Origin of the sequence: Comamonas terrigena NBRC 13299, assembly GCF_006740045.1 — a bacterium.
Classification (GTDB): Bacteria; Pseudomonadota; Gammaproteobacteria; order Burkholderiales; family Burkholderiaceae_C; genus Comamonas; species Comamonas terrigena.
The window spans coordinates 1,394,991-1,418,819 of sequence record NZ_AP019749.1; the positions used below are offsets into that span (position 1 = coordinate 1,394,991).

Genomic DNA, 23,829 nt, shown 5'->3' on the forward strand with positions numbered 1-23,829 from the left:
TGCGGTGCTAATAGTTGCGGGCCGGCGGGCGGAAAGTCGCCGCCGGCCCGAAGGTCACTTGCCGGCGGCGGACTTGACGCCCAGGGCCACGCGCTTGACGCCGGCTTTCTGGAGTTCGCCCATGGCGTTGACCACGGTTTCGTAGGGCAGGGCTTTGTCTGCCTGGATCATGACGGCACTGTCCTCGGGCTGGCCGGATTGCCAGCTGGCGGCCGCCAGACCCAGTTCCTGCAGCGTCACGGCCTGTTCGCCATTCGGCGTCTTCAGGCGCACGGAGCCGTCCTTGTCGATCAGCACATGGGCCACGTTCTGGACCGGGGGCTTGGTGGACTTGCCGGCGCTGGGCACGTTGATGGCGCCGGGCGTGAGCATGGGGGCCGTGACCATGAAGATGATCAGCAGCACCAGCATCACGTCGATGAACGGCACCATATTGATTTCGTTGACGGTGCGGCGGCCTTTGCCGCGGGAGCTGACTGAGGGCATGGGGCGGCTCCGATCAGTGGCCCGACGCCGTGCTCTGGCCCACGCCGCTCACATTGCGCTGCAGGATGTTGGAGAACTCTTCGATGAAGGTTTCCTGCTGGCTGGCAACGCGGTCAATCTTGTGGGCGTAGCGGTTGTAGGCAGTCACCGCCGGGATGGCAGCAAACAGGCCCATGGCGGTGGCGACCAGGGCTTCGGCAATGCCGGGGGCCACGGTGGCCAGCGTGATCTGTTCCATGTTGGCAAAACCGGTGAAGGCGTGCATCACCCCCCAGACCGTGCCGAACAGACCGACGTAGGGGGCCACGGAGCCCACGGTGCCCAGGAAGGGCAGACCGGATTCGATCTCGTCCATCTCCCGTTGGAAGCTGGCACGCATGGCGCGGCGGGTCCCGTCCATCAGCGTGTCGGCGCTGGTGATGCGGCGTTCGCGCAGTTTCTGGTATTCGCGCATGCCGCTGGCGAAGACGCGTTCCATCGGGCCGCCGCTCTTGGCGTTTTTCATGGCGCTGATGTACAGATCGTTCAGGCTGGTGCCGGACCAGAAGTCCTGCTCGAAGCTGTCGTTCTGCGCGCGCACCTTGTTGAGCGTCTGCATCTTGCGGAAGATCATGGCCCAGCTGGCGACCGAGGCGGCCACCAGGATCAGCATGACGAGTTGGACCACCCAGCTGGCTTGCAGCACCAGGTGGAGGATGGACATGTCTTGGTTGTTCATGAGAGTTGTTCCAGGATGCTGGCAGGAATACGGGCAGGGCGCATGCTGGCCGCATCCACCCAGCCAATACGGATGGTGCCTTCACTTAACAGCTGAGGCTGGCCATCGGATGACATGGTGTGTTGTAACAAAGCCTGTTGGGCAATGGTGATGGAGGCGCGGCCGGCCGATTGCAGCCGGGCCGTGACCCAGAGCTGATCGTCCAGCCGTGCCGGGGTGACATAGTCCACCGCAGCATGGGTTACGACAAAGAAGCCGCCGGTTTGTTCCCGCAGCTTTTGCTGCTCGATACCCAGGGCGCGCAGCCATTCGGTGCGGCCGCGCTCGAAGAAATGCAGCATCCGGGAGGGGTAGACCGTGCCGCGGGCATCGGTGTCCTCCCAATAGATGCGCAGGGGAAAGCGAAAGGCCGTCATGAGCATGCTCAGCCCAGCAGGCGTTCCATGCGGGCCACGGCTTCCTGCAACTGGGCCATGGAGTTGGCCGTGGAAAAGCGGATGTGGCGTGCGGTGTCGGCCGTGCCGAAGTCGCGGCCTGGGGTGGCCGCGATATGGGCTTGCTGCAGCAGCGCATGGGCAAAGTCCCAGCTGCAGTTGGCTCCGGGCGCCACGCACAGCTTGTGCGCCATCTGGGAGCAGTCGGCCCAGGCGTAGAACGCGCCGTCGGGCATCACCGGCACGGACAGGCCCAGGCGGTTGAGCTGGGGCAGGAAGTAGTCGCGGCGGGCCTTGAATTCGGCACGGCGGCGTTCGAACTCGGCAATGCTTTCGGGCGCAAAGCAGGCCAGGGCGGCATGCTGCGAGATGGTGGACGCGCAGATGAACAGGTTCTGGGCCAGGCGCTCCACCACCGGCACCATGGCGTCGGGCACCACCATCCAGCCCAGGCGCCAGCCGGTCATGTTGAAGTACTTGCTGAAGCTGTTGATGCTGATGATGTCGTCGTCCATGGCCAGGGCGGTCTGGCCGAAGGCGTCGTCATACGACAGGCCCAGGTAGATCTCGTCGACGATGGTGATGCCGCCCTTGGACTTGACCACCTCGTGGATGCGGCGCAGCTCGGTCGGGTCAATGGACGTGCCTGTGGGGTTGGAGGGCGATGCCAGCAGCACCCCGCGCGTCTTGTCGCCCCAGTGGGCCTGCACCTGGGCGGCGCTGAGCTGGAAACGCTCTGCCGCGCCCGACGGAATCAGCTTGGCCGAGCCTTCGGCGGCGCTGACGAAGTGGCGGTTGCAGGGGTAGCTGGGGTCCGGCATCAGGATTTCATCGCCGGCCTCGATCAGTGCCAGGCAGGCCAGTTGCAGCGCAGCGCTGGCGCCGGCGGTGACCACAATGCGGCGTGCGGGTACGTCCACGCCGAAGCGGCTGGCATACCAGCCGCTGATGGCTTCGCGCAGCGGCTCCAGGCCCAGCGCGTTGGTGTATTGCGTGGCGCCGCTGCCGATGGCGCGGGCCGCGGCCTCCTGCACCAGGGCGGGTGCGGTGAAATCGGGTTCGCCAATGTTCAGAAAGATCACCGGCTGGTCGGTGTGGGCCACTTCACGGGCCAGCGCCTGGGCGGCCTTGGCCACCTCCATCACGTAAAACGGTTCAATGCGTTGCGCGCGGGTGGAAAACTGCATGGGCTCTTCAAGGGGGCGGCGGTGCCGCAGAACAAAAAAGAAAAAAGGCAGCGTTCCGGAGGGAAGGCTGCCTGGCAGGAGATCAGGCCTGGCTGTCCTGGGCGGGCTGGTCGGCTGCGGGTTCGGCCTTGGGGGCCTGCTCCGGCTTGCCGGCGCCGTTCTGGCCCTTGTCGGCGGCCACTTCGGTGGGGCGCAGCGTGGGGGCCAGGGCGTGGAGAACGCCGTTCACATACTTGTGGCCGTCGGTGCCGCCAAATTCCTTGGCCAGCTCGATGCTCTCGTTGAGCACCACACGCCAGGGCACATCGGGGCAGTGCAGGAATTCATAGACGCCAATCCACATGCAGGCATGCTCGATGGGCGAGAGCTCTTCCATGCGGCGGTCCAGCTTGGGAGCGATCAGCGCATCCAGGTCCGCAGCGGTTTCGATGCAGCCGTGCAGCAGTGCGTCGTAGTGGGCCGTGTCGCACTTGTGAAAGCCCGCCAGGTCGCGCGTGAACATGTCGATGGACGTGGCATCGTTGCCACCCACGATGTGCTGGTACAGCGCCTGCAGCGCGAACTCGCGCGAGCGGCTGCGGGTGGACTTGGAGGCCGCCTTGCGCACGCCGGTGCTGGTCACGCCCTTGCGGGGCTGGCGGGGGGGGCGGCTTTTGGCCGATGTGGATTGGGTGTCGTCGCTCATGGCTTATTTCAGGGTGCGGAGCAGACAGGCCATTTCGATGGCCACGCGGGCGGCATCGGCGCCTTTTTCGGTCTGGCGGGCGATGGCCTGCTCCAGGTTCTCGGTCGTGATGATCGCGTTGGCGATCGGAAGACGGTAGTCCAGGCTCAGGCGGGTCACGCCGGCGCCGGATTCATTGGCCACCAGTTCAAAGTGGTAGGTCTCGCCGCGGATGATGCAGCCCAGGGCCACCAGGGCGTCATAGCCGCCGCGCTCGGCCAGGGCCTGCAGCGCCACGGGCACTTCCAGTGCGCCGGGCACCAGCACATGGTCAATGGCGTCGGCGGCCACACCGGCGTCCAGCAAGGTCTGGGTGCAGGCCTGGGCCAGGGTGTTGGTGATGCTTTCGTTCCAGCGGGCCTGGACGATGCCAATGCGCAGACCTTGGCCGTTCAGTGCGGAGGCGTTGCCTTTTTCAGCGTGCAGCATGTCGCTTTATTCCTTGGTGATGTAACCGGTGATTTCCAGGCCGTAGCCGGCCATGCTGGGCATGCGGCGGGGCTGGCCCAGCAGCTTCATTTTGTGCACGCCGCATTCGCGCAGGATCTGTGCGCCCACGCCGTAGGTGCGCAGGTCCATGCGGCCGCGCTCGGGTGCCTGGGCCGAGCGGGCCTTGCCGTCGAACTGCTCCAGCAGTTGGGCGGCACTTTCGCCGCAGTTCAGCAGCACGGCCACGCCCTGGCCTTGGCGGTCCAGGTACTGCAGGCTGGTGTCCAGACCCCAGGAGTGCATGGAGCGGTTGATCTCCAGCGCATCCAGCACGGACAGCGGCTCGTGCACACGCACGGGGACTTCATCGGTTTCGCTCCAGCTGCCCTTGACCAGGGCCAGGTGCACGGCATGGCTGGGTTTGTCGCGGAAGGCGTGGCAGGTGAATTCGCCGTAGGGCGTCTGGATGGCACGGCTGCCCACTTTTTCCAGCAGCGATTCGGTGCGGCTGCGGTACTGGATCAGGTCGGCAATGGTGCCGATCTTCAGGCCGTGTTCCGCGGCAAACAGCTGCAGATCGGGCAGGCGGGCCATGGTGCCGTCGTCCTTCATGATCTCGCAGATCACGGCCGAGGGGGTGCAGCCGGCCATGCCGGCCAAGTCGCAACCGGCTTCCGTGTGGCCGGCGCGGATCAGCACGCCGCCGTCCACGGCCTGCAGCGGGAAGATGTGGCCCGGTTGCACCAGGTCGGTGGGCACGGCGTTCTTGGCCACGGCTGCCTGCACGGTGCGGGCGCGGTCGGCGGCGGAAATGCCGGTGGTCACGCCTTCGGCAGCTTCAATGGAGACGGTGAAGGCGGTGCTGTAGACGGTGCCATTGCGTGCAGCCATGGGCGGCAGCTTCAGGTATTCGCAGCGTTCGCGGGTGAGCGTCAGGCAGATCAGGCCCCGGCCGAACCGGGCCATGAAGTTGATGGCTTCGGGGGTGACGTGGTCGGAGGCCAGCACCAGGTCGCCTTCGTTTTCGCGGTCTTCCTCATCCACCAGGATGACCATGCGGCCTGCGCGCATGTCGGCAACGATCTCTTCCACCGGCGAGATGGCGACGGGGTTCAGGGGGGTATTCATGAGAGCTGTTTCCTTGGGGCCTGGTGCTGTGGCAACAGAAGGCGTATGGCGTCCAGGGCACTGACACATGGTGCCCAAGGACACCCCCAAAGAACGCTATGCGCACGGCCACTACCGTACGAGAGAGGGCGCCGGATGGTGCCCGCCTCGGAATCCCGCCATTCTAGTGCAGCGCAGCAGCTGTGCGCCGCAGAAGGTTTAGCGGGAGGGGTCCTGCAGCACCACATCGCCATCCGGAATCGCCACGCAGGGCAGCACGCAGCCTTCGGCTTTTTCTTCGGCGCTCAGGCCGGGCCATTCCACGGCGTAATGCACGCTGCCGGACACCAGTTGGCCGATGCAGGTGCGGCAGGTGCCGTTGCGGCAGGAGCTGGGCCAATCCAGCCCACCTTGCTCCATGGAGTCGAGCAGGGACTGGTCGGCCCAGGCATCGCATTGCTGGTCGCTGGGGCTGAGGCGGGCGATGAAAAAGGGTGGAGCGAATTCGGAAGACATGGGCAGCAAAAAAAGGAGCGCTCCATGGCGCAAACCTTGCATTGTGGCCGAGCCTGGATTCGGCGGGCAGTGGGCGGGATTTGTCCTGGTGTTAACCCGTGCATGCCTAAAAAATGGGCGCAGCAAATGGAAGTGTGAAAAATCAAGCACTTAGCGTCCAGGAATCCGCGGTTGCGAAAGTTGTCCACACAGTTTTCCAACGCGGTTGGTGACAACTTTGTCAGACAGTGCGCTGCCTAAAAAACAGGCATAAAAATAAAATCATTCAAAATCAATGGCTTGGGATTTTTTTGTAACAGTGTCTCATGCTTATCCACAGGCCTTTGCTGCAGAGATGGGGGTAAATCGGTGTTCGCGTCTGCGGTGGCTGCACGTGGGGGCGCACAGTCGCTTGGGCTACTGCAGCGCTGCCCGCCGCCGCGTAGAGTGCGCGGCGTAGACACCCGCAGCGGGTGGCAAAAAGCACGCAGATCCAACAGGAGACAAACACCATGCAAGCAGATGAACTGGACTTTCAGGGCCGTGTGGCCATCGTGACCGGCGCCGGGGGCGGCCTGGGCCGCCAGCATGCGCTGGCATTGGCACGACGCGGTGCCAAGGTGCTGGTCAACGATCTGGGCGGCGCGCTGGACGGCAGCGGTGGTTCGGTCGGCGCGGCCCAGGCCGTGGTCAATGAAATCGTTGCCGCCGGTGGCGAAGCACTGGCCAATGGCGCTTCGGTGACCGATTTCGAGGCCGTGCAGGCCATGGTGCAGCAGGCCGTGGACGCCTGGGGGCGGGTGGACATCCTGGTCAACAACGCCGGCATCCTGCGCGACAAGAGCTTTGCCAAGATGGACATGAGCGATTTCCGCCTGGTGATCGAAGTCCATCTGATGGGGGCCGCCAACTGCTGCAAGGCCGTGTGGGCCCAGATGCAGGCACAGAACTACGGCCGCATCGTGATGACGACCTCGTCCTCCGGGCTGTATGGCAACTTTGGCCAGAGCAACTACGGTGCGGCCAAACTGGCCCAGGTGGGGCTGATGCAGACCCTGGCCATCGAAGGTGCCAAGTACGGCATCCACGTCAACGCGCTGGCACCCACGGCGGCCACGCGCATGACCCAAGGCCTGCTGGGGGAAGAGGCGCTGCAGGCGCTGACGCCCGAATCGGTGGTGCCGGCCATGCTGGTGCTGGCGCACGCGTCGGCGCCCACGCGCACCATCCTGTGCGCAGGTGCGGGGTCGTTCGAGGCGGCACACATCACCTTGACCCAGGGCGTGCACCTGGGCCAGGGCGAGACCGTGCCCGAGCAACTGGCCGAGGCCTTGCCCCAGGTGCTGGACCGCACGCAGGAGCAGGTGCCGCAAAGCGGCCAGGCGCAAAGCCGCCTGGAGGTGGGCAAGGCCTTGCAGGCCAGGGCGCTGGCCTAAGCACAAGCCGGGTGGGGCTGTGGCGGCGGCCCGGGCCGGCACAGTCCGGGTGTGGTTAAAACCGGGGGGCATACGCCACTGGTTACATTTGCCTATCATCGGCGGCCCATGGCCCGGCATGCTAAGTTCGGGCCCCGCAGTACTGTGCACCGACACCAGCCAGCATGAACCATACCGCAGCCTTCTCTTCGCTTCCTGATGCCCAACGCCTGGCGGGAATCCGCCGTGGCATTGAGAAAGAAGGCTTGCGTGCGCTGTCGAACGGGGGGCTGGCACTGACGCCGCACCCCGCCGCGCTGGGTTCGGCACTGACCCACCCCCACATCACCACGGACTTCAGCGAATCGCAACTGGAGCTGATCACCGGCGCCCGTCTGGGCGTGGAAGAATGTGTGCAGGAGCTGCAGCGCGTGCACCAGTTTGTGCACCGCACGCTGGATGCCCAGTGTGACGGCGAGCTGATGTGGGCCTCCAGCATGCCCTGCGGGCTGCCCATCGATGAAACCATTCCGCTGGGGCGCTATGGCAGCTCGCATGTCGGGCGCTCCAAAAGCGTCTACCGCATGGGCCTGGGCCACCGCTATGGTCGCCGCATGCAGACCATCTCAGGCATCCACTACAACTGGTCGTTGCCGGGGGTGTCCAGTGAAGAATACTTTGCGCTGATCCGCAATTTCCGCCGCCACGCGTTTGTGCTGCTGTACCTCTACGGTGCATCGCCGGTGCTGTCCCCGTGCTTTGTCGAAGGTCGTTCGCACCAGCTGCAGCCCATGGGCACCGAGGGCAGGGCGTTCTACCTGCCCTATGCCACCTCGCTGCGCATGGGGCGCCTGGGCTACCAGAGCGATGCCCAGTCCAGCATCAGCGTCAGCTACAACGGCCTGGAAGGCTATGCCAATTCGCTGTACGACGCCCTGACCCGGCCTTACCCCGCCTACCAACTGGTGGGCGTGCGCAATCCGGGCGGCGACTACAACCAGCTGGGCACCAGCCTGCTGCAGATCGAGAACGAGTTCTACGGCACCATCCGTCCCAAGCGCACCGTGAAGAGCGGAGAGCGCCCGCTGCATGCGCTGCGTGAGCGCGGTGTGGAGTATGTGGAAGTGCGCTTGATGGACATCGATCCCTATGAAGATGTGGGGATCCACGCCAGCACCATGCGGATGCTGGACGTGTTCCTGCTGCACTGCCTGCTCAGCGACAGCCCACCGGATTCGCCGCAGGAGATTGCGGACCTCAAGCACAACCAGCACCTGACCGCCGAGCGCGGCCGTGAGCCCGGTCTGCACCTGGTGCGCGCCGGCCGGGAGGTGGAGATGACGGCCTGGGCCGATGAGGTGCTGCAGGCCTGCCGGCCCATTGCCCAGGCGCTGGACCAGGTGCACGGCACGCAGGATTACACCGAGGCCCTGAAGCTGGCACTGGCCCGTGTGCAGGACAGCAGCCTCACGCCGTCGGCCCGCGTGCTGGTCGATATGGCCCAGCACTACGGCAACAACTTCAACGCCTTTGGCCTGGCCCGCTCCCAATGGGCGCGCGACCAGTTGCTGCACCGCCCATGGAGTGCGGCGGATGAGGCGCAGTTTGCGGCCTGGGCGGCCGAATCGGTGCAGGCCCAGCAGGCCATCGAGGCCGCCAGCGTGGGCAGTTTCGAGGACTGGCGCCAGAACTACATGGCGCCCCAGCAACTGGGCTGAGTCCGGCGCGGCTGCCGCCTGTGCCCAGGACGGGCATGGGTTGCCTAAGCAGGGCGCATGAATCTGCGATGACAGCATCGCGGGCATGTGACATGCGTTTGTAACACGCTGTCACTACATTGCCGTACAGAAGCTGCCCCGGTGGGTGGCACAGGGTGACACCCGCCAGCCATGTCCACTGCCACATTGCGTTTGCATCCGCCCCGCCGCTCCGTGTGGGCGCACCTCCAGAACCTGTCGGTCGCCCGCAAGATCGGCATGGTGTTCCTGGGACTGCTGCTGTCCAGTGCACTGGTCGCCGTGGCCCTGCTGTGGCAATTGCAGCGCGTGAACCAGGAAGTGGCCCAGGCTACGGCCCACAGCGAGCAGCGCATGCTCTGGGCCGTGCGCTGGCAGGCCCTGACCAACCAGGCACTGGAAGTGGCGCTGGCCGGGGTACAGTCCGCCGAAGAAGCGCTGATCGCCAGTGCCAACGACAAGGCCCGCACCTTGTGGAAGGCCGCCGAGCAGGCGCGCGAAGCCATGGCCCAACGGATCAGCGATGGCGACGACCGCGCCCTGATGGACGAAGCCCAGGCCGGCCAGGCCCAGTTGCTGAAGCACTATGAAGCGGCGTTCAAAGCGCGCGACCTGGGGCAGGCCTGGGAAGTGCAGAAGCTGGTGGACCAGGCCTTGTTGCCGGCCGCCAAGGCGCAGGTCGCGGTGTTCGAGCGCCTGATCGCCCTGCAGGAAACCCACCGAAGCGAGGTGCTGGAAGCCGGCGCCCGCCAGCGCCAGGCAGCGCTGTGGTGGGCCGTGGCCATCTACGGCAGCCTGCTGGTGCTGGGCGTGCTGGTGTCGGGGGCGCTGGTGCGCTCGCTGACCCGTCCGCTGCACGAGGCAGTGGCTGTGGCCCGCACCATCGCACAGGGGGACTTGCGTGTGCGCGTGGACAGCCAGCGCACCGACGAAGTCGGGGTGCTGCTGCAGGATCTGGGCCGCATGGCACGCCAGTTGCAGACGGTGGTGGCCCAGGTGCACGACGGTGTGGAGGCTGTGACCGAGGCTTCGGGCCAGATTGCCGCCGGCAATGGGGAACTGGCCGAGCGCACGGCCCAGACGGCCGACCACCTGCACCGCAGTGTGGAGCGCATCGAGGAAGTCACGCTGACCCTGATGCAGACCGCTGAAACCGCCTTGCAGGCCGACCGATTGGCCGCCGCCGCTGCCGCCTCGGCCCGCGAGGGGGGAGAAGCGGTGCGCGACGTGGTGGACAGCATGCAGGGCATTGCCGAGCGCAGCCGCGAGATTGCGGCTATCACCGGCGTGATCGATGGCATCGCTTTCCAGACCAATATTCTGGCGCTCAATGCCGCGGTGGAAGCGGCACGTGCCGGCAGCCAGGGCCGGGGGTTTGCGGTGGTGGCCACCGAGGTGCGTGCGCTGGCCCAGCGGAGCGCCGAAGCGGCCAAGCAGATCAAGGCGCTGATCGGCGATTCGCTGCGCCAGGTGGATGGCGGCGTGCTGCTGGCGCGCCAGGCCGGCGGCCGCATGCAGGGCATTGTGGGCGATGTGGCCCAGGTCGGGCAGCTGATTGCCGAAATGGCCCAGGCCTCCACCGCCCAGCGCGACGGCATTGCCCACATCCACAGCGCGGTGCTGGAACTGGACGGCATGACGCGCCAGAACGCGGCCATGGTGCAGGCTTGCAGCCAGGCCACCGATACCATGCAGCAGGAAGTGGGACAGCTGGTGCGCGAAGTGGGGGTGTTCCGCCTGGAGCCGCGTGCCTTGCCCCGGGCTGCCGTGGCTGCCGCGCAGCAGCCGGTGTTGCTGGCGTCCTGAGCACGCAGTGGGCGGGGGGCACCGCCCAGGTGCGGGGTCTGGGGCGGTATCCGGGGGCAGGGGCAGGTGCTACAGAGGCGGCGCCGGACGCACTCCGGCAGGGTCTATGGCCCGAAGGCCGACTCCGTCAGCCGCGCCGCTGGCGCAGGCGGTGCAGACCTTCCTTGCCGATGAAGGCCAGGCCCAGTGCCAGGGCGAACCAGCCCACCACCCGGGCCTGGGCAAACATATCGCGCAGCGGCGTGGCGCCCATGAAGTGGGGTGCGATCAACAGCACCAGTCCGATCAGGGCCAGGATCACCCCTTTGACCAGGGTGTCATTGGCAGTGGGTTTGCGGGAGGGAGAGAAGAAGGCCATGGCGCAGTAGATGACGGGAGAACAGGGTTGCGATTATCCTTGCGCCCCCGAAGACACCTGACATTCCCGTAGAAAGACACTCCATGGCCATCCAGTGGTTTCCCGGTCACATGAACCTGACGCGTAAGCTGATTGCCGAGCGCATCAAAGAAATCGATGTGGTGATCGAAGTGCTGGATGCGCGTTTGCCAGGCTCCAGCTTCAACCCGCTGCTGCAGGAACTGACGGGCCACAAGCCCCGCGTCAAGCTGCTCAACAAGCAGGATGTGGCCGATCCGGTGCAGACCCAGGCCTGGCTGGAGTGGTACAACGCCCAGCCCGAGACCCGCGCCATCCCCATGGATGCGGAGGAGGCCGCGCCCGCCCGCCGCCTGGCGCAGGCCTGCCGTGAACTGGCGCCCAACCGGGGTGGTCTGGCCAAGCCGCTGCGCGTGCTGATCTGCGGTGTGCCCAATGTGGGCAAGTCCACGCTGATCAATTCCATGAGCAACAAGCGCCAGGCCAAGGCCGCCGACGAAGCCGGTGTGACCAAGGACGAGCAGCGCATTGTGCTGGACGATGACTTCTATCTGTGGGACACGCCCGGCATGCTGTGGCCGCGCATCATCGTTGAGCAAAGCGGCTTCAATCTGGCGGCTGCCGGCTCGGTGGGGCGCAATGCCTACGACGAAGAGCTGGTGGCGCTGGAGCTGCTGCTGTATCTGCAAAAGCACTACGCGCAGAACCTGGAAGACCGCTACAAGCTGGGCTGGGGGGCGCAGAAGATTGCGGCCGCCCATGACGATGAGCTGCTGGAAGCCATAGCCCGCAAGCGCGGCGCCGTGATGAGCGGTGGGCGCGTGAACACGCAGAAAGCGGCCGAGCTGGTGATCACCGACTTCCGCACCCACATCCTGGGCCGTATCACGCTGGAAACCCCGGCCGAGTTTGCGCAATGGGTGGCCGCAGGCGAAGCGGCCGAGCAGCAGCGCCAGGCCCTGGCCGAAGCCAAGAAAAAGCAGCGCAAGGCGGCACGGCGCTGACACGGCGCCGGGGGCATTGCCGGCATGGACAATGCCCCCGAAGCTTGTCACCATGAGTGAGTGCTGACGCTATCATGCGCCAACCATCACCTTCATGACGGGCTTTCATGCAAGCGCTGCAGCGTTCGCTTTCTCCGCAGGATGAGACCTTCAGTCGCAGTCTGGTGCGATTGGGGGGCATCTTTGTGGCGCTGCAATCGGTCGTGCTGGCGGCGGCCTACTGGCTGGAAGGTGCGCCCGACTGGCCCTGGCGCCTGCTGGCCAATGCCATCGCCTGCTCCATCGGCATGGCCGCCTGGGCGCTGGAGCGCAAGGGGCGCTGGATTGGTGCCACCTATGTGCTGGTCTGGGGTCTGTGGGGGGTGATCGTGCTGGCGGCCCTGGCCACCGGAGGGGCGCGAAGCCACAACCAGCTGGGTCTTCCCATCATCTTGCTGTTCTGTGGCTGGGTGCTGGGACAGCAGCCAGCGCTGTGGCTGCTGGCGGCTTCGCTGGGCGCGATCATGGCGTTCAAGCTGGCGCAGTTGTGGGGCGTGATGGGGGGGCTGGTCATGACCTGGACCTCCGTGATCTACACCTGCGGCATGCTGGTGCTGACGGTGGTCGCCACCTTGCTGGCGCGCCAGCATTTCATGAGCCGGGCGGCCATTGCGGAAGCGGCGCAGGAACAGCTGCGTGCCAGCGAGCACGAGCTGCGCAAGCTGTCCCTGGCAGTGGAGCAATGCCCGGCCAGCATTGTGATCACCGATATGCAAACGCATGTGGTGTACGCCAACCAGGCGTTCCTGCAGCGTTCCGGCTATGCGCTGCAGGAAGTGCTGGGACGCCCCACGCGTGAAGTGTCCATCACGGGCATGGATGACGCACAGCGCCAGGAGGTGCAGGAGCTGCTGGCCAAGGGGCAGACATGGCAGGGGGATTTGCGCAACCGCCGCAAGGATGGCCGGCTGGTGGTGGAGGATGTGCGCGTGGCGCCATTGCACGATGAGTTCGGTGTGCCGACCCATTACGTGGAGCTCAAACAGGACATCACCGACCGCATCAAGGCCGAGGCCACCATCCACCAGCTGTCGCACTACGACCGCATCACCGGTCTGCCCAACCGCTTTGCCTTTCTCAAGCGGCTGATGGAGCTCAAGGAGCAGAGCAAGGGCCTTCGCTGCGAGATCAGCCCTTGCCCGCGCCACGGTCTGCTGGTGCTGGACGTGGACCGTTTCACCAACTTCAACGATGTGCATGGATCGGTGCAGGGGGACCAGTTGCTGCGCGCCGTGGCCGTCTGTCTCAGCGGGCTGGTGCCCGCGAACGGGCTGCTGGTGCGCAATTCGGGCGATGAGTTTGCCATCGTGCTGGAGAATCTGGCCGTCGATGTCAGTAATGCGGAACTGCTGACCAAGGCTTTCGCGCAGCGGCTGCTGGAGGCACTGTCGGCGGACCCGCTGTGGCTGGATGGCGTGCACGATGGCGTGCGTGTGACCTGCTGCATCGGCATGTGCGTCTTTCCGGAGCTGGCCAACGATTCCGAGATTGAAGCCCTGCGCCGTGCCAATACCGCGCTGCATGAGGCCAAGAGCCGCGGGCCGGGGCATGCGGTGATCTTCCAGGAGGTGATGGCCGAGAACGCCAGCCGCCGTTACCGCATCGAAAAAGGCCTGCGCCGTGCGGTTGGCGAAGGCGAGCTGCGCCTGTTCCTGCAAGGCCAGTACAACGCGGAAGGGGTGGCGATGGGGGTCGAGGCGCTGGTGCGCTGGGAGAACCCGGAGCGGGGCCTGCTGAGCCCGGGGGCCTTCATTCCCGTGGCCGAAGAGTCCGACCTGATCGTGTTGCTGGGGGACTGGATGCTGGAGCAGACCTGCCGCCTGCTGGTGCGGCCGGAACTGGTCGAGCGGCGGCTGCAACTGTCGGTGAATGTCAGTGCCCGGCAGTTTCTGCAGACCGATTTCGTGGCCAAGCTGCAGGCGCTGCTGGCGTTCACAGAGGCCGATCCTTCCCGGCTGACGCTGGAGGTGACGGAAGGTCTGGTGCTGGGAGATTTTGATGAGGCTGCGCACCGGATGCTGCAGCTGCGCGAAATGGGCATCCAGTTTGCGCTGGATGATTTTGGCACCGGCTATTCGTCCATGGCCTATCTGAAGCGCCTGCCGATCCAGGAACTCAAGATCGACCAGAGCTTTGTGCGGGACATGAACAAGAGCCAGCAGACCGAAGCGCTGGTGGAGGCCATTTTGTGGGTGGCCCACCGCTTTGGCCTGCGGGTGGTGGCCGAAGGGGTGGAGACCCCGGCCCAGGCCGCGCTGCTGCATGCCTGGGAGCCGAAGATCCTGTGCCAGGGCTTTCTGTACGACCAGCCCATCCCCTGGCAGGCCTGGGTGGCGCGCTATGTGCAGCAGCTGCAGCCGCCGGTCACCGATACCGGCACGGAGGCCTGATCGCCAGGGGCCTGCGGAAACGCAGGGTCTGCCGCAGTCGCACAGGCGGAGGGTTGCAGGCAAGTGGGAGTGGCACCGCCGCCCTGCAGCGGCGGCGCTGGCGTTGGCCTACTGGGCCTGGATACCGGCTTCGCTGATCACCTTGGCATTGGCCACATAGTCCTGGCGCACCAGGGTGGCAAAGGCCTGCTGGCTCATGGGGTAGGCCATGTTGTCCAGCTTGCGCAGGCGTTCCTGCATCTCGGCAGATTGCAGCAGGCGGTTCACTTCAGCGTGGAAGCGCTGCTGAATGTCTGCCGGGGTGCTGGCCGGGGCATAGAAGCCAAAAGTGGAGGTCAGGTTGGCGGCGGTGAAGCCCAGCTCGCCCAAGGTGGGTATCTGTGCCAGCGCCGGCATGCGGCGCGGGCCGGTCACGGCCAGCACGCGCAGCTTGCCTTCGGCAATCAGGGCATTGATGGGGGCATAGGGATTGGCCAGCAGCAGGTCGAACTGGGCGCCGGCGGCATCGGTGATCAGCTGGGAGCCGCCCTTGTAGGGCACATGCACCAGGTTGGCGCCGGATTTGCGGCGCAGCTGCTCCACCATGATATGGGCCAGCGTGCCGTAGCCGGATGTGGCCACGCTCACGCCCTTGGGGTGGTTTTTGGCGGCGTCCAGTACGGCCGCAAAGTCATTGCCCTTGAAGGCCGTGGTGGCCAGCACATAGACAGGGGCGTACATGACCGAGGCCACGGGCGCGATGTCGCGCAGCGGGTCATAGCCCACTTTCATGATGTGCGGGTTCAGCGTCAGCGGGCTGATGGCGCCGAAGGCAAAGGTATAGCCGTCGCCGGCGCTGCGGGCCATTTCGGCGATGCCGATGGTGCCGCCCGCGCCGCCGCGGTTTTCAACAACGAAGGACTGGCCCAGCGTGGCCGCCATGCGCTCGCCGAACTGGCGGGCGATCACGTCGTTCACACCGCCAGCCGGGTAGGGCACGATCACGCGCACCGGGTGGCGGGGCCAGCCGGACTGCGCAGCCCAGGCCGGCAGCCCGCTGCCGACCGCCATGCCGCCCAGGGCGGCTGCCAGCAGCTTGCGCCGCGAGGGGCCGGCCCGTTCAGTCGCGGGGCTGGGTGAACCAGCGGCGAGCGAGTCGGTCCCAGAAACGGGCGCCGAGTTCGATGTTGTCGTCGTTGAAGTCATAGCCTGGATTGTGCAGCCCCACGCCGGGCTGGCCACCCTTGCCGTTGCCGATCCAACCATAGGCACCAGGGATTTCTTCCAGCATGAAGCCGAAATCCTCGGCCGTCATGGCGGGAGCGATGTCGGGGAAGGCGTTGGCGTTGCCCACCATCTCCTGCATCACCTCGCCCATGAAGCGGGCTTCGCGCTCGCTGTTGGTGGTGTTAGGGTAGCCGGGCTTGTGGATATAGGTGGCTTCACACAGATGGGCTTCGGCCACATGCTGGGAGATGCGCTTGAGGCCCTCGGTCATGTAGTCCTGCGTCTCTTTGCTCAGCGTACGCACCGTGCCGTAGATGCAGCATTCATCCGGGATGATGTTCTCGACCGTGCCGCCGTCGATCTTGCCGATGGTCAGCACTGCGCTGTCGATGGGGTCCACGCCGCGCGACACCAGGGTCTGCAGCTGGCCGACGATGGTGCAGGCGACAGGGATCGGGTCCAGCGTCTTGTGCGGCATGGCGGCGTGGCCGCCCTTGCCCTTGACGCGGATCTCGAAACGCATGGTGGACGCCATGATGGGGCCCACGCGCACGGCCATCTGACCCTGGGGGAGTGATGGCCAGTTGTGCAGTGCAAACACGGCATCGCAGGGGAAGAGGGTGAACAGGCCATCGTCCATCATGGCCTTGGCGCCCGCGCCACCTTCTTCGCCGGGCTGGAAGATCAGGTGCACGGTACCGTCAAAGTCGGGGTTCTGTGCCAGCAGCGTGGCGGCGCCCAGCAGCATGGTGGTGTGGCCGTCGTGGCCGCAGGCGTGCATCTTGCCGGGGATGCAGCTGGCATAGGGTGCGCCGGTGGCTTCGGCCACGGGCAGGGCATCCATGTCGGCACGGATGCCCACCTGGCGGCCGGGGTTCTCTTTGCTGCGGCCCTTGCCGTAGATGCTGGTCACCACGCCGGTCTGGCCCAGGCCGCGGTGCACGGTCAGACCCAGGGCGCCCAGGTAGGCAGCCACTTTGTCAGCCGTGCGGTGTTCTTCGTATTTCAGTTCCGGGTTGGCGTGCAAGTCACGTCGGAAGCTGACCAGTTGGCCCAGGTAGGGGGTGATGTCGGATGCGGTTGTCATCTTGCTATCGGTACCGGCGCGCGGCAGGCGCCCGGCACGGGGGGAAGAGGTGTAGTCCACATTATCGTCAAAAGGAATATATGGGCATAGGGGAAACCGCATTCCAGGGGTGCAGGTAGTGCTGCTGTGAATGCATATGAAAAATGAGTGTCAATAGCTATTTGATTGGGTATGTAGCTCCTGAATTGGTAGTGTTTTGGCGATGGAATGAATAAGTTCAGTCGCAAGTTGCATATCTGGAGCCGGGTGCTGGGGCGCAGTAGAGGGATGTTTTTAATTCTGAATTGGAATATTTTGTGGCGGGGTAACCGGTGGCGCCATGGCGCAGTCCTGCCGCAGTCACGCCACGGCGTGCATCCCTCATGGGGAGGTGCTGGCTCGGCTGCCGCGCACGCGCTGTTCCGGTAGTCCCGTGCCTGCCGTGGTGCGGTGGCGATCCGCGGTGGGCAGGCACTGGCTGACGTTGGCACCGCCAGCCTGCCATGGCGAGCGGAGCTGTGGAGGTAGACGGCATGCCCATGACCGGCCGACGGCATGCTTTAAACGACTGCCTGCGGGAGTTCAGTCCGGCGGGTACTGCATCGCTGCCTAGCGTGTGCGGGCATGGGGGCTGGAGCCAGGCTGTCCCAGTGCTGCCAGGGGTGGTGTAACGGCGCAACGCACGGGCGCGGGCAGAGCGGCGACAATCGGTGGCAATGAGCCGAACCATCCTCCCCCTGCAATTGCTGGTGGGGCCGTCGCACGACGACCCGCGCCCCCTGATCCTCTACCACGGCCGCCGCTGCCCGGACGGCTTTGGCGCCTCGCTGGCCGCCTGGCTGTACTACGGCGATAGCGCCGAGTACCGGGGCCTGGACCATGGCGAGATCCAGACCGCCGATGACCTGGGCGATCTGGATGGCCGCGCGGTCTACGTGCTGGACTTTGCCTTCGAGCCGGAGCTGCTGGCTGCCATCGAAGCGCGTGTGTCCAAGCTGGTGGTGCTGGACCACCACAAGAGCGCGGCCGAGAAGCTGACGGGCTACCAGTGCCGCTGCGGTGTGGTGCACTTCGACATGAACAAGTCCGGTGCGCGCCTGGCCTGGGAGTTCTTTCACCCCGACAAGCCGGTGCCCGGCCTGATCCGCTATGTGGAAGACCGCGATATCTGGAAGTGGGAGTTTCCGGAAAGCCCGGCCTTTCTGGCTGCGCTGGAAATGGAGCCGCGCTCCATTGCACGCTGGGCCGAGATTGCTGCCTTCACCCCGGAAGAGGAAGTCGTCTTCATGGCCCGCGGCGGCGCCATGGACGAGAAATACCAGAAGCTCTGTGCCGATATTGCCGACAGTGCCCAGCCCCTGGTCTTCAACGGCCAGCAGGGCCTGATGGTCAACTGCAACGGCATGTTCCACAGCCAAGTGGGAGATCTGCTGTCCCGCCAAAGCGGCAGCTTTGCCTTCATGTGGCATGCCAGCACCAAGGGCGTGAAAGTGGGCCTGCGTTCGCGCTCCGAGTTCAACTGCATTCCCCTGGCCGAAGCCATGGGTGGCGGTGGCCATGCACAGGCTTGCGGCTTCAAGATGGGCAACGAGCGTCTGGTGGAACTGCTGTCCGGGACCTTCCAAAGCGATGCCGAAGCCGACTACCCCTTTGTCAAAGCACCGCTGATGGAGTTTGACGAGGACGGCAAGTGGATCCGTCCGCCCAAGGCGGATTGAGCGCACTGTCTGCCGCACCGTACCTTGCCCGCCAAGGTGCACCGCTCCAACGCCGCTTTTGCGGCGTTTTTTAATGGGGCTGCCGCATCCCGTGCCCGTGTGCGGGTTGCCAGTGGGCGGTGCTGCCGTTCGCCATCTGTGGATGGGGCCTTGCCCGGGAGAGGTCCGTGGCGTGCACGCAGACCCTTTCGCACTGCATCCAGGTGGGCACCGGGTAAACCACAGGCGGTTTTTCCAACAAATGAATATAGATTCACTTCATTCGTGAATCCATGTTCATTTCTTGATGGTCTACCGCCAAACCCCTGCCGTCGAAGCCCGCTTGCACGACAACCGCAGCCGCATCCTGGCGGCCGCCCGCGCCCTGGTCAGTGAAGGCGGCTGGGCCGAGGCACAGGTGGCCAGCGTGGCCGCCACGGCGGGTCTGGCCACCGGTACGGTGTACCGCTATTTCGCCTCCAAGGCCGAGCTGTTTGCCGAGGTGCTGTCTGCGGTCTCGCAGCGCGAGGTGGATGTGCTCGAAGGCATTGCGGCCACCGGCGACGATGCCCACAGCAGGCTGCATGCCGCCGTGGCGGTGTTTGTGCGCCGTGCCATGCGCAACCCGCGCCTAGCCTATGCACTTATTGCCGAGCCCTGCGACAAGGCCATCGACGAAGTGCGGCTGCAGTACCGCGCCGCCATCAGCGCCGTCATCAGCGGGCTGATCGCCCAGGGCCAGGCCAGTGGCCAGATGCGTGCCGACATGCTGGCGGACACGGCGGCCTGCTTCATTGTGGGCGGTTTCATGGAAGGGCTGATCGGTCCGCTCTCGCCATTGAAGCAGCCCCTGCATTCCCATCCCGACCCCCAGGCCTGCCAGCGCGATGTGGAGGCGCTGGCCGAACAGATGGCCCACCTGGCCTGTGCCAGTGTGGGCAGTCCCACGGTCCCCCGCGCCTAGCCGTCGGCCGTCTGGATGCGGCGGCCGGGATGTTGTGTTGTCTCCCCTCTCAAACCCAGGAGTGCCCATGCTGACCCGAACCCATCTGTCTCCCTCCAGCGGCTTTGCCCCCACGCACGAGGTGCGCAACCAGGCCCAGCCGGCCAGCGGCTTCAACGCCTTCACCGGGGACGCCGTGCTCAGCGCCGCCATTGCGCGCGATGCCCCCTGGGCCGCTGCACGCTGCGCCGCGCTGGGTGCGGTCGCGGGGGATGAGGCCGTGCAGGAGCTGGCCCGCTTGGCCAACCGCCACCTGCCCGAGCTGCAGACCCACGACCGGTTTGGCAACCGGGTGGACTGGGTGGAATTCCATCCCGCCTGGCACCAGCTGATGGCACTGGCCTGGCAGCACGAGGTGCCCAACCTCAGCTGGCGCACCAATGAATCCAACGGCCACCTGGCGCGTGCTGTGCTGTCCTATCTGTGGAACCAGGTGGAGCAGGGCACTGCCTGCCCCACAGGCATGGCCTATGCCTGTCTGCCGGGTTTCGAGGCCGAGCCGGCCCTGGCCATCTGGGCCGAAAAGGCGCGTGGCACCAGCTATGAATTCAGCCGCCGCGAAGTGGCCGACAAGCCCAGTGTGGTGATTGGCTATGCCATGACCGAAAAGCAGGGCGGATCGGACCTGCGGGAGACGCAGACCACGGCCACCTTTGCGGGCACGCACGACTACCATGGCGCCACCGCGCACTGGTACCAGCTGACGGGGCACAAATGGTTTTGCTCGGTGCCGCAGGCGGATGGCTTCTTCACCCTGGCCAAGGTGGATGGGGGCGTCACCTGCTTCTTTCTGCCGCGCACCCTGCCGGACGGCAGCCATAACCGATTTGCCGTGCAGCGCCTCAAGGACAAGGCGGGCAACCGCTCCAATGCCTCCAGCGAGGTCGAATATCAGGGTACGCTGGCCATCCGCGTGGGGGAAGAGGGACATGGCATCCGCGAAATCCTGTCGCACGCCCACCTGACGCGGCTGGACTTTGCCGTGGGCTCGGCCGGCCTGATGCGCCAGAGCCTGACGCTGGCGCTGCGCCACACCGGCACGCGCAACGCCTTCGGCAGCCGCATTGCCGAGCGGCCGATGATGGTGCAGGTGCTGGCCGATATGGCGGTGGAGGTGGAGGCGGCCACGCTGATGGCCCTGCGCGTGGCACGCGCCACCGATGGGATGCAGACCAGCGAACACGAGCGCCTGCTGGCCCGGGTGGCCACGCCGGCCGCCAAATTCTTCAACTGCTCACGCGCGCCATCGATCGCCTATGAAGCGTTGCAATGCCACGGCGGCAATGGGTTCATCGAAGAAAACCCTATGGCCCGCCTGTACCGTGAGGCGCCGTTGAACAGCGTCTGGGAAGGCACGGCCAACATGATGTGCATGGACGTGCGCCGTGCGCTGCAGCGCGATGCCGGCTGTGTGGATGCGCTGTTCGCCGAGCTGGTCCCCCTGGCCGGCCAGCACGCACGGTTTGATGCGCTGGTGGCCCAGACCCAACGGCTGGTGCGCGACGGTCTGGAAGACGAGTACCTGGCCCGCCCCATGACCGAGGCCATTGCCCGTGTGCTGCAGGGCGCCGAATTGCTGCGCCACAGCCCGGCCGAGGTCGGTGACGCCTTTCTGGCGACGCGTAGCGGCGCCATCGGCAGTGGCTGGGGGGTGCACTACGGGACCTGGCAGAACGCGGGCAGCCAGCCGGCGGCCCGGCGCATTGTGCAGCGCGCAGCCGTGCAATAGGCCGCGCTACCGGCTGCACCAGAGCCAGAGACCGGCACGGCGAAGCAGCCCCCGGCAGCGTTGCCTCGGGGTCGGCAGTGTGCGCCACCCGGAGCGTGTTGCTTTCGGAAGAGACCGGTCTACAGCGCCATGCCGCAGCTGGGAGGCAGCGGGTTCGGTCCGCTCTGCCAGCCCGGCAAGGCCATCAGGCGCTGCCACTGCTGCACCTCGGGCACATGGCCCAGCTGGCGCCAGTCGGCGCAAAAGCGCATGCGTTCGCCGGTCGCGGGGTGGGGCAGCTCCAGTGCGTGACCGTGCAGCCACAGGCGCTGCAGACCGATGCGCTGGGCCCACCAGCGGTTCAGCGGGCCTTTGCCGTGCGTGGCATCGCCCAGGATGGGGTGGGCCGTGTGTTTCAGGTGGCGGCGGATCTGGTGGCGGCGGCCGGTGCGGGGGAAGGCTTCCACCAGCGAAAAACGGGTGCTGGGGTGGCGCGGGTCATAGGACTCAGGCCAGTCCAGCCGCGCCAGGCCGCGCAGCAGGGTCTGCGCCGGCTGGGCAGGAGCGTCGGGTGGGGCATCGTCGGGGTGCAGCGCATGGTCCACATTGATGTGGCCCGGGACCCAGCCGCGTGCCAGTGCCAGATAGTGCTTGTGGGCGCGGTGTTCGGCAAACGCCGCCGTCAGCTTCTGCGTGGCTTCCTTGTGCAGGCTAAACACCAGCACGCCGCAGGTGCCTTGGTCCAGCCGGTGCACGGGCCAGACATGGCGGCCAATCTGGTCGCGCAGGTGCTGCAGCACAAAGCGTGTCTCATGGCGCGCCAGCGCGGTGCGGTGCACCAGCCAGCCGGCGGGCTTGTAGACCACCACCATGTCGTCATCCTGATGGAGGATGTGCAGCAGTTCGGGACCGGCCGCTGCATGCGGTGGCAGGTCATTCAGCGGCAGGTCGGTGGGCAACAGGGGCAGGACATCGGGCACAGGCATGGGGGCAGAACGCGAACGGGCAGGCCCCAGGCCTGCACAGCCCCGCAGTGTAGGCGCTGGACTGCCACCGCAGGGCGGCAGGGGCTGCTGTGCCAGCGGCGGCTACCGGAGAGGGGCCGCAGGCCGCTCAGCTGCCCAGCTTGAGCGTGCCCTTCATGATGCTGTTGTGGCCGGGGAAGGAGCAGAAGTAGGTGTAGTCGGTGCCGGCTTTGAGCTTGGCCACCGGAATGTCCACCTGGGTGCTTTCACCGCCGCCGATCAGCTTGCTGTGGGCGATGACGCGCGCGTCCTGTGGCTTCACGTAGTCATTGGCCACGCCGGCGGCAATCCCGTCGGTGGCGACGGCTGCCACATCGCCCGGCACGGTCAGCACCAGGTTGTGGCCCATGGCCGTCTTGGGCAGCTTGCCCACGTGCTTGAGCGTGACCCAGAAGGTCTTGCAGGCGGCGGGCACGGACAGCGTCTTGACGTTGAACTGCATGGCGTCGTTGCTTTCCACGGTGGCGCTGCAGTCGGCCGCCAGCGCGGGCGCAGCGACAAAGGCCGTGGTGCAGGAGGCAATGGCGCACAGGGTGCGAAGAAGGGTCTTCATGGTGTATGCGGATAAGGGCCCTGGCGGCGGACCGCCGTGGCCGGAACAGAGGGCGGGTGGAGGGGCGCCACCCGGATCGGCTGCAGCCACCACACAGAATGGCTGCAGGGGCGGCTTACCTGGTGACCGACTTGGCGCCGCGCACGGCCACCACTTCGATTTCCACCAGGTAGGCGGGGTTGGCCAGGGCCGCAATCTCGAATGCCGAGCGCGATGGCAGATGGGGTTGTTCGGCGGTGCCGAAGAACTGGGTGTAGCCCTTCATGAAGCCGGCAAAGTCCATCTTGTTGCCTTTGGCCGGATCCTTGACCAGGAAGACCTGCATCTTGATCACATCGGACATGGTCAGGCCCATGGACTTGAGCTGGGCGTCGATGCTCTTGAGCACGTTGACGGTCTGGCCTTCGGTGTCACCGCCGTAGGCTGCCGGGTCGTTGGCGGCCTTGCTCTTGTCCTGCATGGCAGGCACCTTGCCCGACAGATAGATCGTGCTGGCGCCGGGCGGCACTTCCACCGCGTTGGAGATGGGGAAGCTGGAGTTGGGGATCTTGTAGCGGATCAGCTCGGGGCTCTGGCTGGCGTTGGTGGCACAGCCGGCCAGCAGGGCTGCGGCGCTCAGGGTGGAAATGAACAGGGTGGTGCGCAAAGACATGCAAATACCTCAATCGATAGGGTCGGTGCCGAAGAGCGGCTCGGGAGTGAGAAAAGAAGCAGGGCTGCAGCGCAGTGCGGCCCTGCCGGGGGAGCGGTTTACTTGCGGAAAAGCTTCACGTCATCGGCTTTGACCGCGTCGGTGAACTGGTTGCCGAAATGCGTGCGCACGTAGTTCACCACCTCGGCCACCTGTTCGTCCTTCAGGCGGGCGGCAAAGCTGGGCATGCCGTGCAGGCCGTTCATCACCACGCCGACGGGGTAGGCGCCGGCCGCCAGCTTGGTGTTGCCGGCGAGGGCCGGGTAAAAGCCTGCGCCCTTGCTGCCCTGGCCTTGGGGCATGTGGCAGCCCTGGCAGATGGCCTGGTAGATCTTGTCGCCACCGCGCTGGGTGTTGATCTGGCGGCTGTCGGAGAACCCTGCCTGCAGCGCCGCCACCTCGGCGGTGGGGATGGCCATCACTTCGGTGGCCGTGCCGGTGGCCGGGGCCGCCAGTGCAGGCAGACTGCACAGGCCGGCCAGCAGCAGGGCGGCGGCGCTGAGACCACGGGAAGAATGCGTGTTGCTCATGGTG

The 23,829-nt window shown here is 65.9% G+C and carries 23 protein-coding genes; 8 read left to right on the forward strand and 15 right to left on the reverse strand.

Annotation, left to right across the window (positions count from 1 at the left end; translation table 11 throughout):
* Window positions 1-54: 54 nt before the first annotated feature.
* The 8 genes from CT3_RS06395 to CT3_RS06430 form a co-directional block, all read right to left on the reverse strand.
* Window positions 55-486 (reverse strand): ExbD/TolR family protein, encoded by a 432-nt coding sequence (locus tag CT3_RS06395; RefSeq protein WP_066539020.1) that lies wholly within the window; start codon window positions 484-486, stop codon window positions 55-57.
* Window positions 487-499: 13 nt separating this feature from the next.
* The gene (gene tolQ, locus CT3_RS06400; RefSeq protein WP_066539018.1) at window positions 500-1,204 is read right to left on the reverse strand and encodes a protein TolQ; all 705 of its coding nucleotides are present in this window, start codon (window positions 1,202-1,204) and stop codon (window positions 500-502) included.
* Complete coding sequence (locus CT3_RS06405; RefSeq protein WP_066539489.1) at window positions 1,201-1,620, reverse strand: YbgC/FadM family acyl-CoA thioesterase; 420 nt, start codon at window positions 1,618-1,620, stop codon at window positions 1,201-1,203. Before CT3_RS06405 ends, tolQ begins: the two co-directional genes overlap by 4 nt.
* Window positions 1,621-1,628: 8 nt before the next feature.
* The gene (locus CT3_RS06410) at window positions 1,629-2,825 is read right to left on the reverse strand and encodes a pyridoxal phosphate-dependent aminotransferase (protein ID WP_066539016.1); all 1,197 of its coding nucleotides are present in this window, start codon (window positions 2,823-2,825) and stop codon (window positions 1,629-1,631) included.
* 82 nt (window positions 2,826-2,907) lie between these two features.
* Window positions 2,908-3,510 (reverse strand): transcription antitermination factor NusB, encoded by a 603-nt coding sequence (gene nusB / locus CT3_RS06415; protein WP_066539014.1) that lies wholly within the window; start codon window positions 3,508-3,510, stop codon window positions 2,908-2,910.
* 3 nt (window positions 3,511-3,513) lie between these two features.
* Window positions 3,514-3,978, reverse strand: coding sequence for a 6,7-dimethyl-8-ribityllumazine synthase (gene ribH, locus CT3_RS06420; protein ID WP_066539012.1), 465 nt, complete (start codon window positions 3,976-3,978; stop codon window positions 3,514-3,516).
* 6 nt (window positions 3,979-3,984) lie between these two features.
* On the reverse strand, window positions 3,985-5,106 hold the full coding sequence (gene ribBA / locus CT3_RS06425) for a bifunctional 3,4-dihydroxy-2-butanone-4-phosphate synthase/GTP cyclohydrolase II (protein ID WP_066539010.1): 1,122 nt from the start codon (window positions 5,104-5,106) through the stop codon (window positions 3,985-3,987).
* A gap of 198 nt (window positions 5,107-5,304) precedes the next feature.
* Window positions 5,305-5,601 carry a 2Fe-2S iron-sulfur cluster-binding protein gene (locus CT3_RS06430; protein ID WP_066539487.1) on the reverse strand — a complete coding sequence of 99 codons (297 nt, stop codon included), beginning with the start codon at window positions 5,599-5,601 and terminating at the stop codon, window positions 5,305-5,307.
* A 491-nt stretch (window positions 5,602-6,092) separates the two neighbouring features.
* Here CT3_RS06430 and CT3_RS06435 point away from each other — a divergent pair, with 491 nt between their 5' ends.
* From CT3_RS06435 to CT3_RS06445, 3 genes are all read left to right on the forward strand, one after another.
* On the forward strand, window positions 6,093-7,016 hold the full coding sequence (locus CT3_RS06435; protein WP_066539008.1) for an SDR family NAD(P)-dependent oxidoreductase: 924 nt from the start codon (window positions 6,093-6,095) through the stop codon (window positions 7,014-7,016).
* A gap of 164 nt (window positions 7,017-7,180) precedes the next feature.
* The gene (gene gshA, locus CT3_RS06440) at window positions 7,181-8,713 is read left to right on the forward strand and encodes a glutamate--cysteine ligase (protein WP_066539006.1); all 1,533 of its coding nucleotides are present in this window, start codon (window positions 7,181-7,183) and stop codon (window positions 8,711-8,713) included.
* Window positions 8,714-8,884: 171 nt separating this feature from the next.
* Window positions 8,885-10,537 (forward strand): methyl-accepting chemotaxis protein, encoded by a 1,653-nt coding sequence (locus tag CT3_RS06445; protein WP_127446188.1) that lies wholly within the window; start codon window positions 8,885-8,887, stop codon window positions 10,535-10,537.
* A gap of 127 nt (window positions 10,538-10,664) precedes the next feature.
* Here the strand turns inward: CT3_RS06445 and CT3_RS06450 are convergent, their stop codons facing one another.
* Entirely contained in the window at window positions 10,665-10,895 is a 231-nt protein-coding gene (locus tag CT3_RS06450; RefSeq protein WP_066539002.1) for a hypothetical protein, read from the reverse strand.
* A gap of 83 nt (window positions 10,896-10,978) precedes the next feature.
* Between CT3_RS06450 and ylqF the strand changes: the two genes are divergently transcribed.
* Both ylqF and CT3_RS06460 read left to right on the forward strand, forming a co-directional pair.
* On the forward strand, window positions 10,979-11,917 hold the full coding sequence (gene ylqF, locus CT3_RS06455; protein ID WP_066539000.1) for a ribosome biogenesis GTPase YlqF: 939 nt from the start codon (window positions 10,979-10,981) through the stop codon (window positions 11,915-11,917).
* Window positions 11,918-12,024: 107 nt separating this feature from the next.
* A complete protein-coding gene (locus tag CT3_RS06460) occupies window positions 12,025-14,346 on the forward strand; it encodes a putative bifunctional diguanylate cyclase/phosphodiesterase (RefSeq protein ID WP_066538998.1) in 2,322 nt (773 codons plus the stop codon).
* Between the two features lie 108 nt (window positions 14,347-14,454).
* Here the strand turns inward: CT3_RS06460 and CT3_RS06465 are convergent, their stop codons facing one another.
* On the reverse strand, window positions 14,455-15,531 hold the full coding sequence (locus tag CT3_RS06465) for a Bug family tripartite tricarboxylate transporter substrate binding protein (RefSeq protein WP_083520506.1): 1,077 nt from the start codon (window positions 15,529-15,531) through the stop codon (window positions 14,455-14,457).
* Window positions 15,446-16,639, reverse strand: a complete 1,194-nt coding sequence (locus tag CT3_RS06470) for a M20 aminoacylase family protein (protein WP_066539484.1) — start codon at window positions 16,637-16,639, stop codon at window positions 15,446-15,448. Before CT3_RS06470 ends, CT3_RS06465 begins: the two co-directional genes overlap by 86 nt.
* A gap of 695 nt (window positions 16,640-17,334) precedes the next feature.
* Between CT3_RS06470 and CT3_RS06475 the strand changes: the two genes are divergently transcribed.
* From CT3_RS06475 to CT3_RS06485, 3 genes are all read left to right on the forward strand, one after another.
* Entirely contained in the window at window positions 17,335-18,336 is a 1,002-nt protein-coding gene (locus CT3_RS06475; protein ID WP_066538993.1) for a DHH family phosphoesterase, read from the forward strand.
* 286 nt (window positions 18,337-18,622) lie between these two features.
* Window positions 18,623-19,279 carry a TetR/AcrR family transcriptional regulator gene (locus CT3_RS06480; RefSeq protein WP_066538991.1) on the forward strand — a complete coding sequence of 219 codons (657 nt, stop codon included), beginning with the start codon at window positions 18,623-18,625 and terminating at the stop codon, window positions 19,277-19,279.
* Between the two features lie 67 nt (window positions 19,280-19,346).
* Window positions 19,347-21,047: an acyl-CoA dehydrogenase family protein gene (locus CT3_RS06485; protein ID WP_066538990.1), complete on the forward strand. Its 1,701-nt coding sequence runs from the start codon at window positions 19,347-19,349 to the stop codon at window positions 21,045-21,047.
* Window positions 21,048-21,166: 119 nt separating this feature from the next.
* Here the strand turns inward: CT3_RS06485 and CT3_RS06490 are convergent, their stop codons facing one another.
* From CT3_RS06490 to CT3_RS06505, 4 genes are all read right to left on the reverse strand, one after another.
* Window positions 21,167-21,973 (reverse strand): pseudouridine synthase, encoded by an 807-nt coding sequence (locus CT3_RS06490; protein WP_066539480.1) that lies wholly within the window; start codon window positions 21,971-21,973, stop codon window positions 21,167-21,169.
* A gap of 166 nt (window positions 21,974-22,139) precedes the next feature.
* Window positions 22,140-22,604, reverse strand: a complete 465-nt coding sequence (gene azu, locus CT3_RS06495) for an azurin (protein ID WP_066538989.1) — start codon at window positions 22,602-22,604, stop codon at window positions 22,140-22,142.
* Between the two features lie 115 nt (window positions 22,605-22,719).
* Window positions 22,720-23,256: a RidA family protein gene (locus tag CT3_RS06500; RefSeq protein ID WP_066538987.1), complete on the reverse strand. Its 537-nt coding sequence runs from the start codon at window positions 23,254-23,256 to the stop codon at window positions 22,720-22,722.
* A 98-nt stretch (window positions 23,257-23,354) separates the two neighbouring features.
* Window positions 23,355-23,825, reverse strand: coding sequence for a c-type cytochrome (locus CT3_RS06505; protein ID WP_083520540.1), 471 nt, complete (start codon window positions 23,823-23,825; stop codon window positions 23,355-23,357).
* Between the last annotated feature and the right edge of the window lie 4 nt (window positions 23,826-23,829).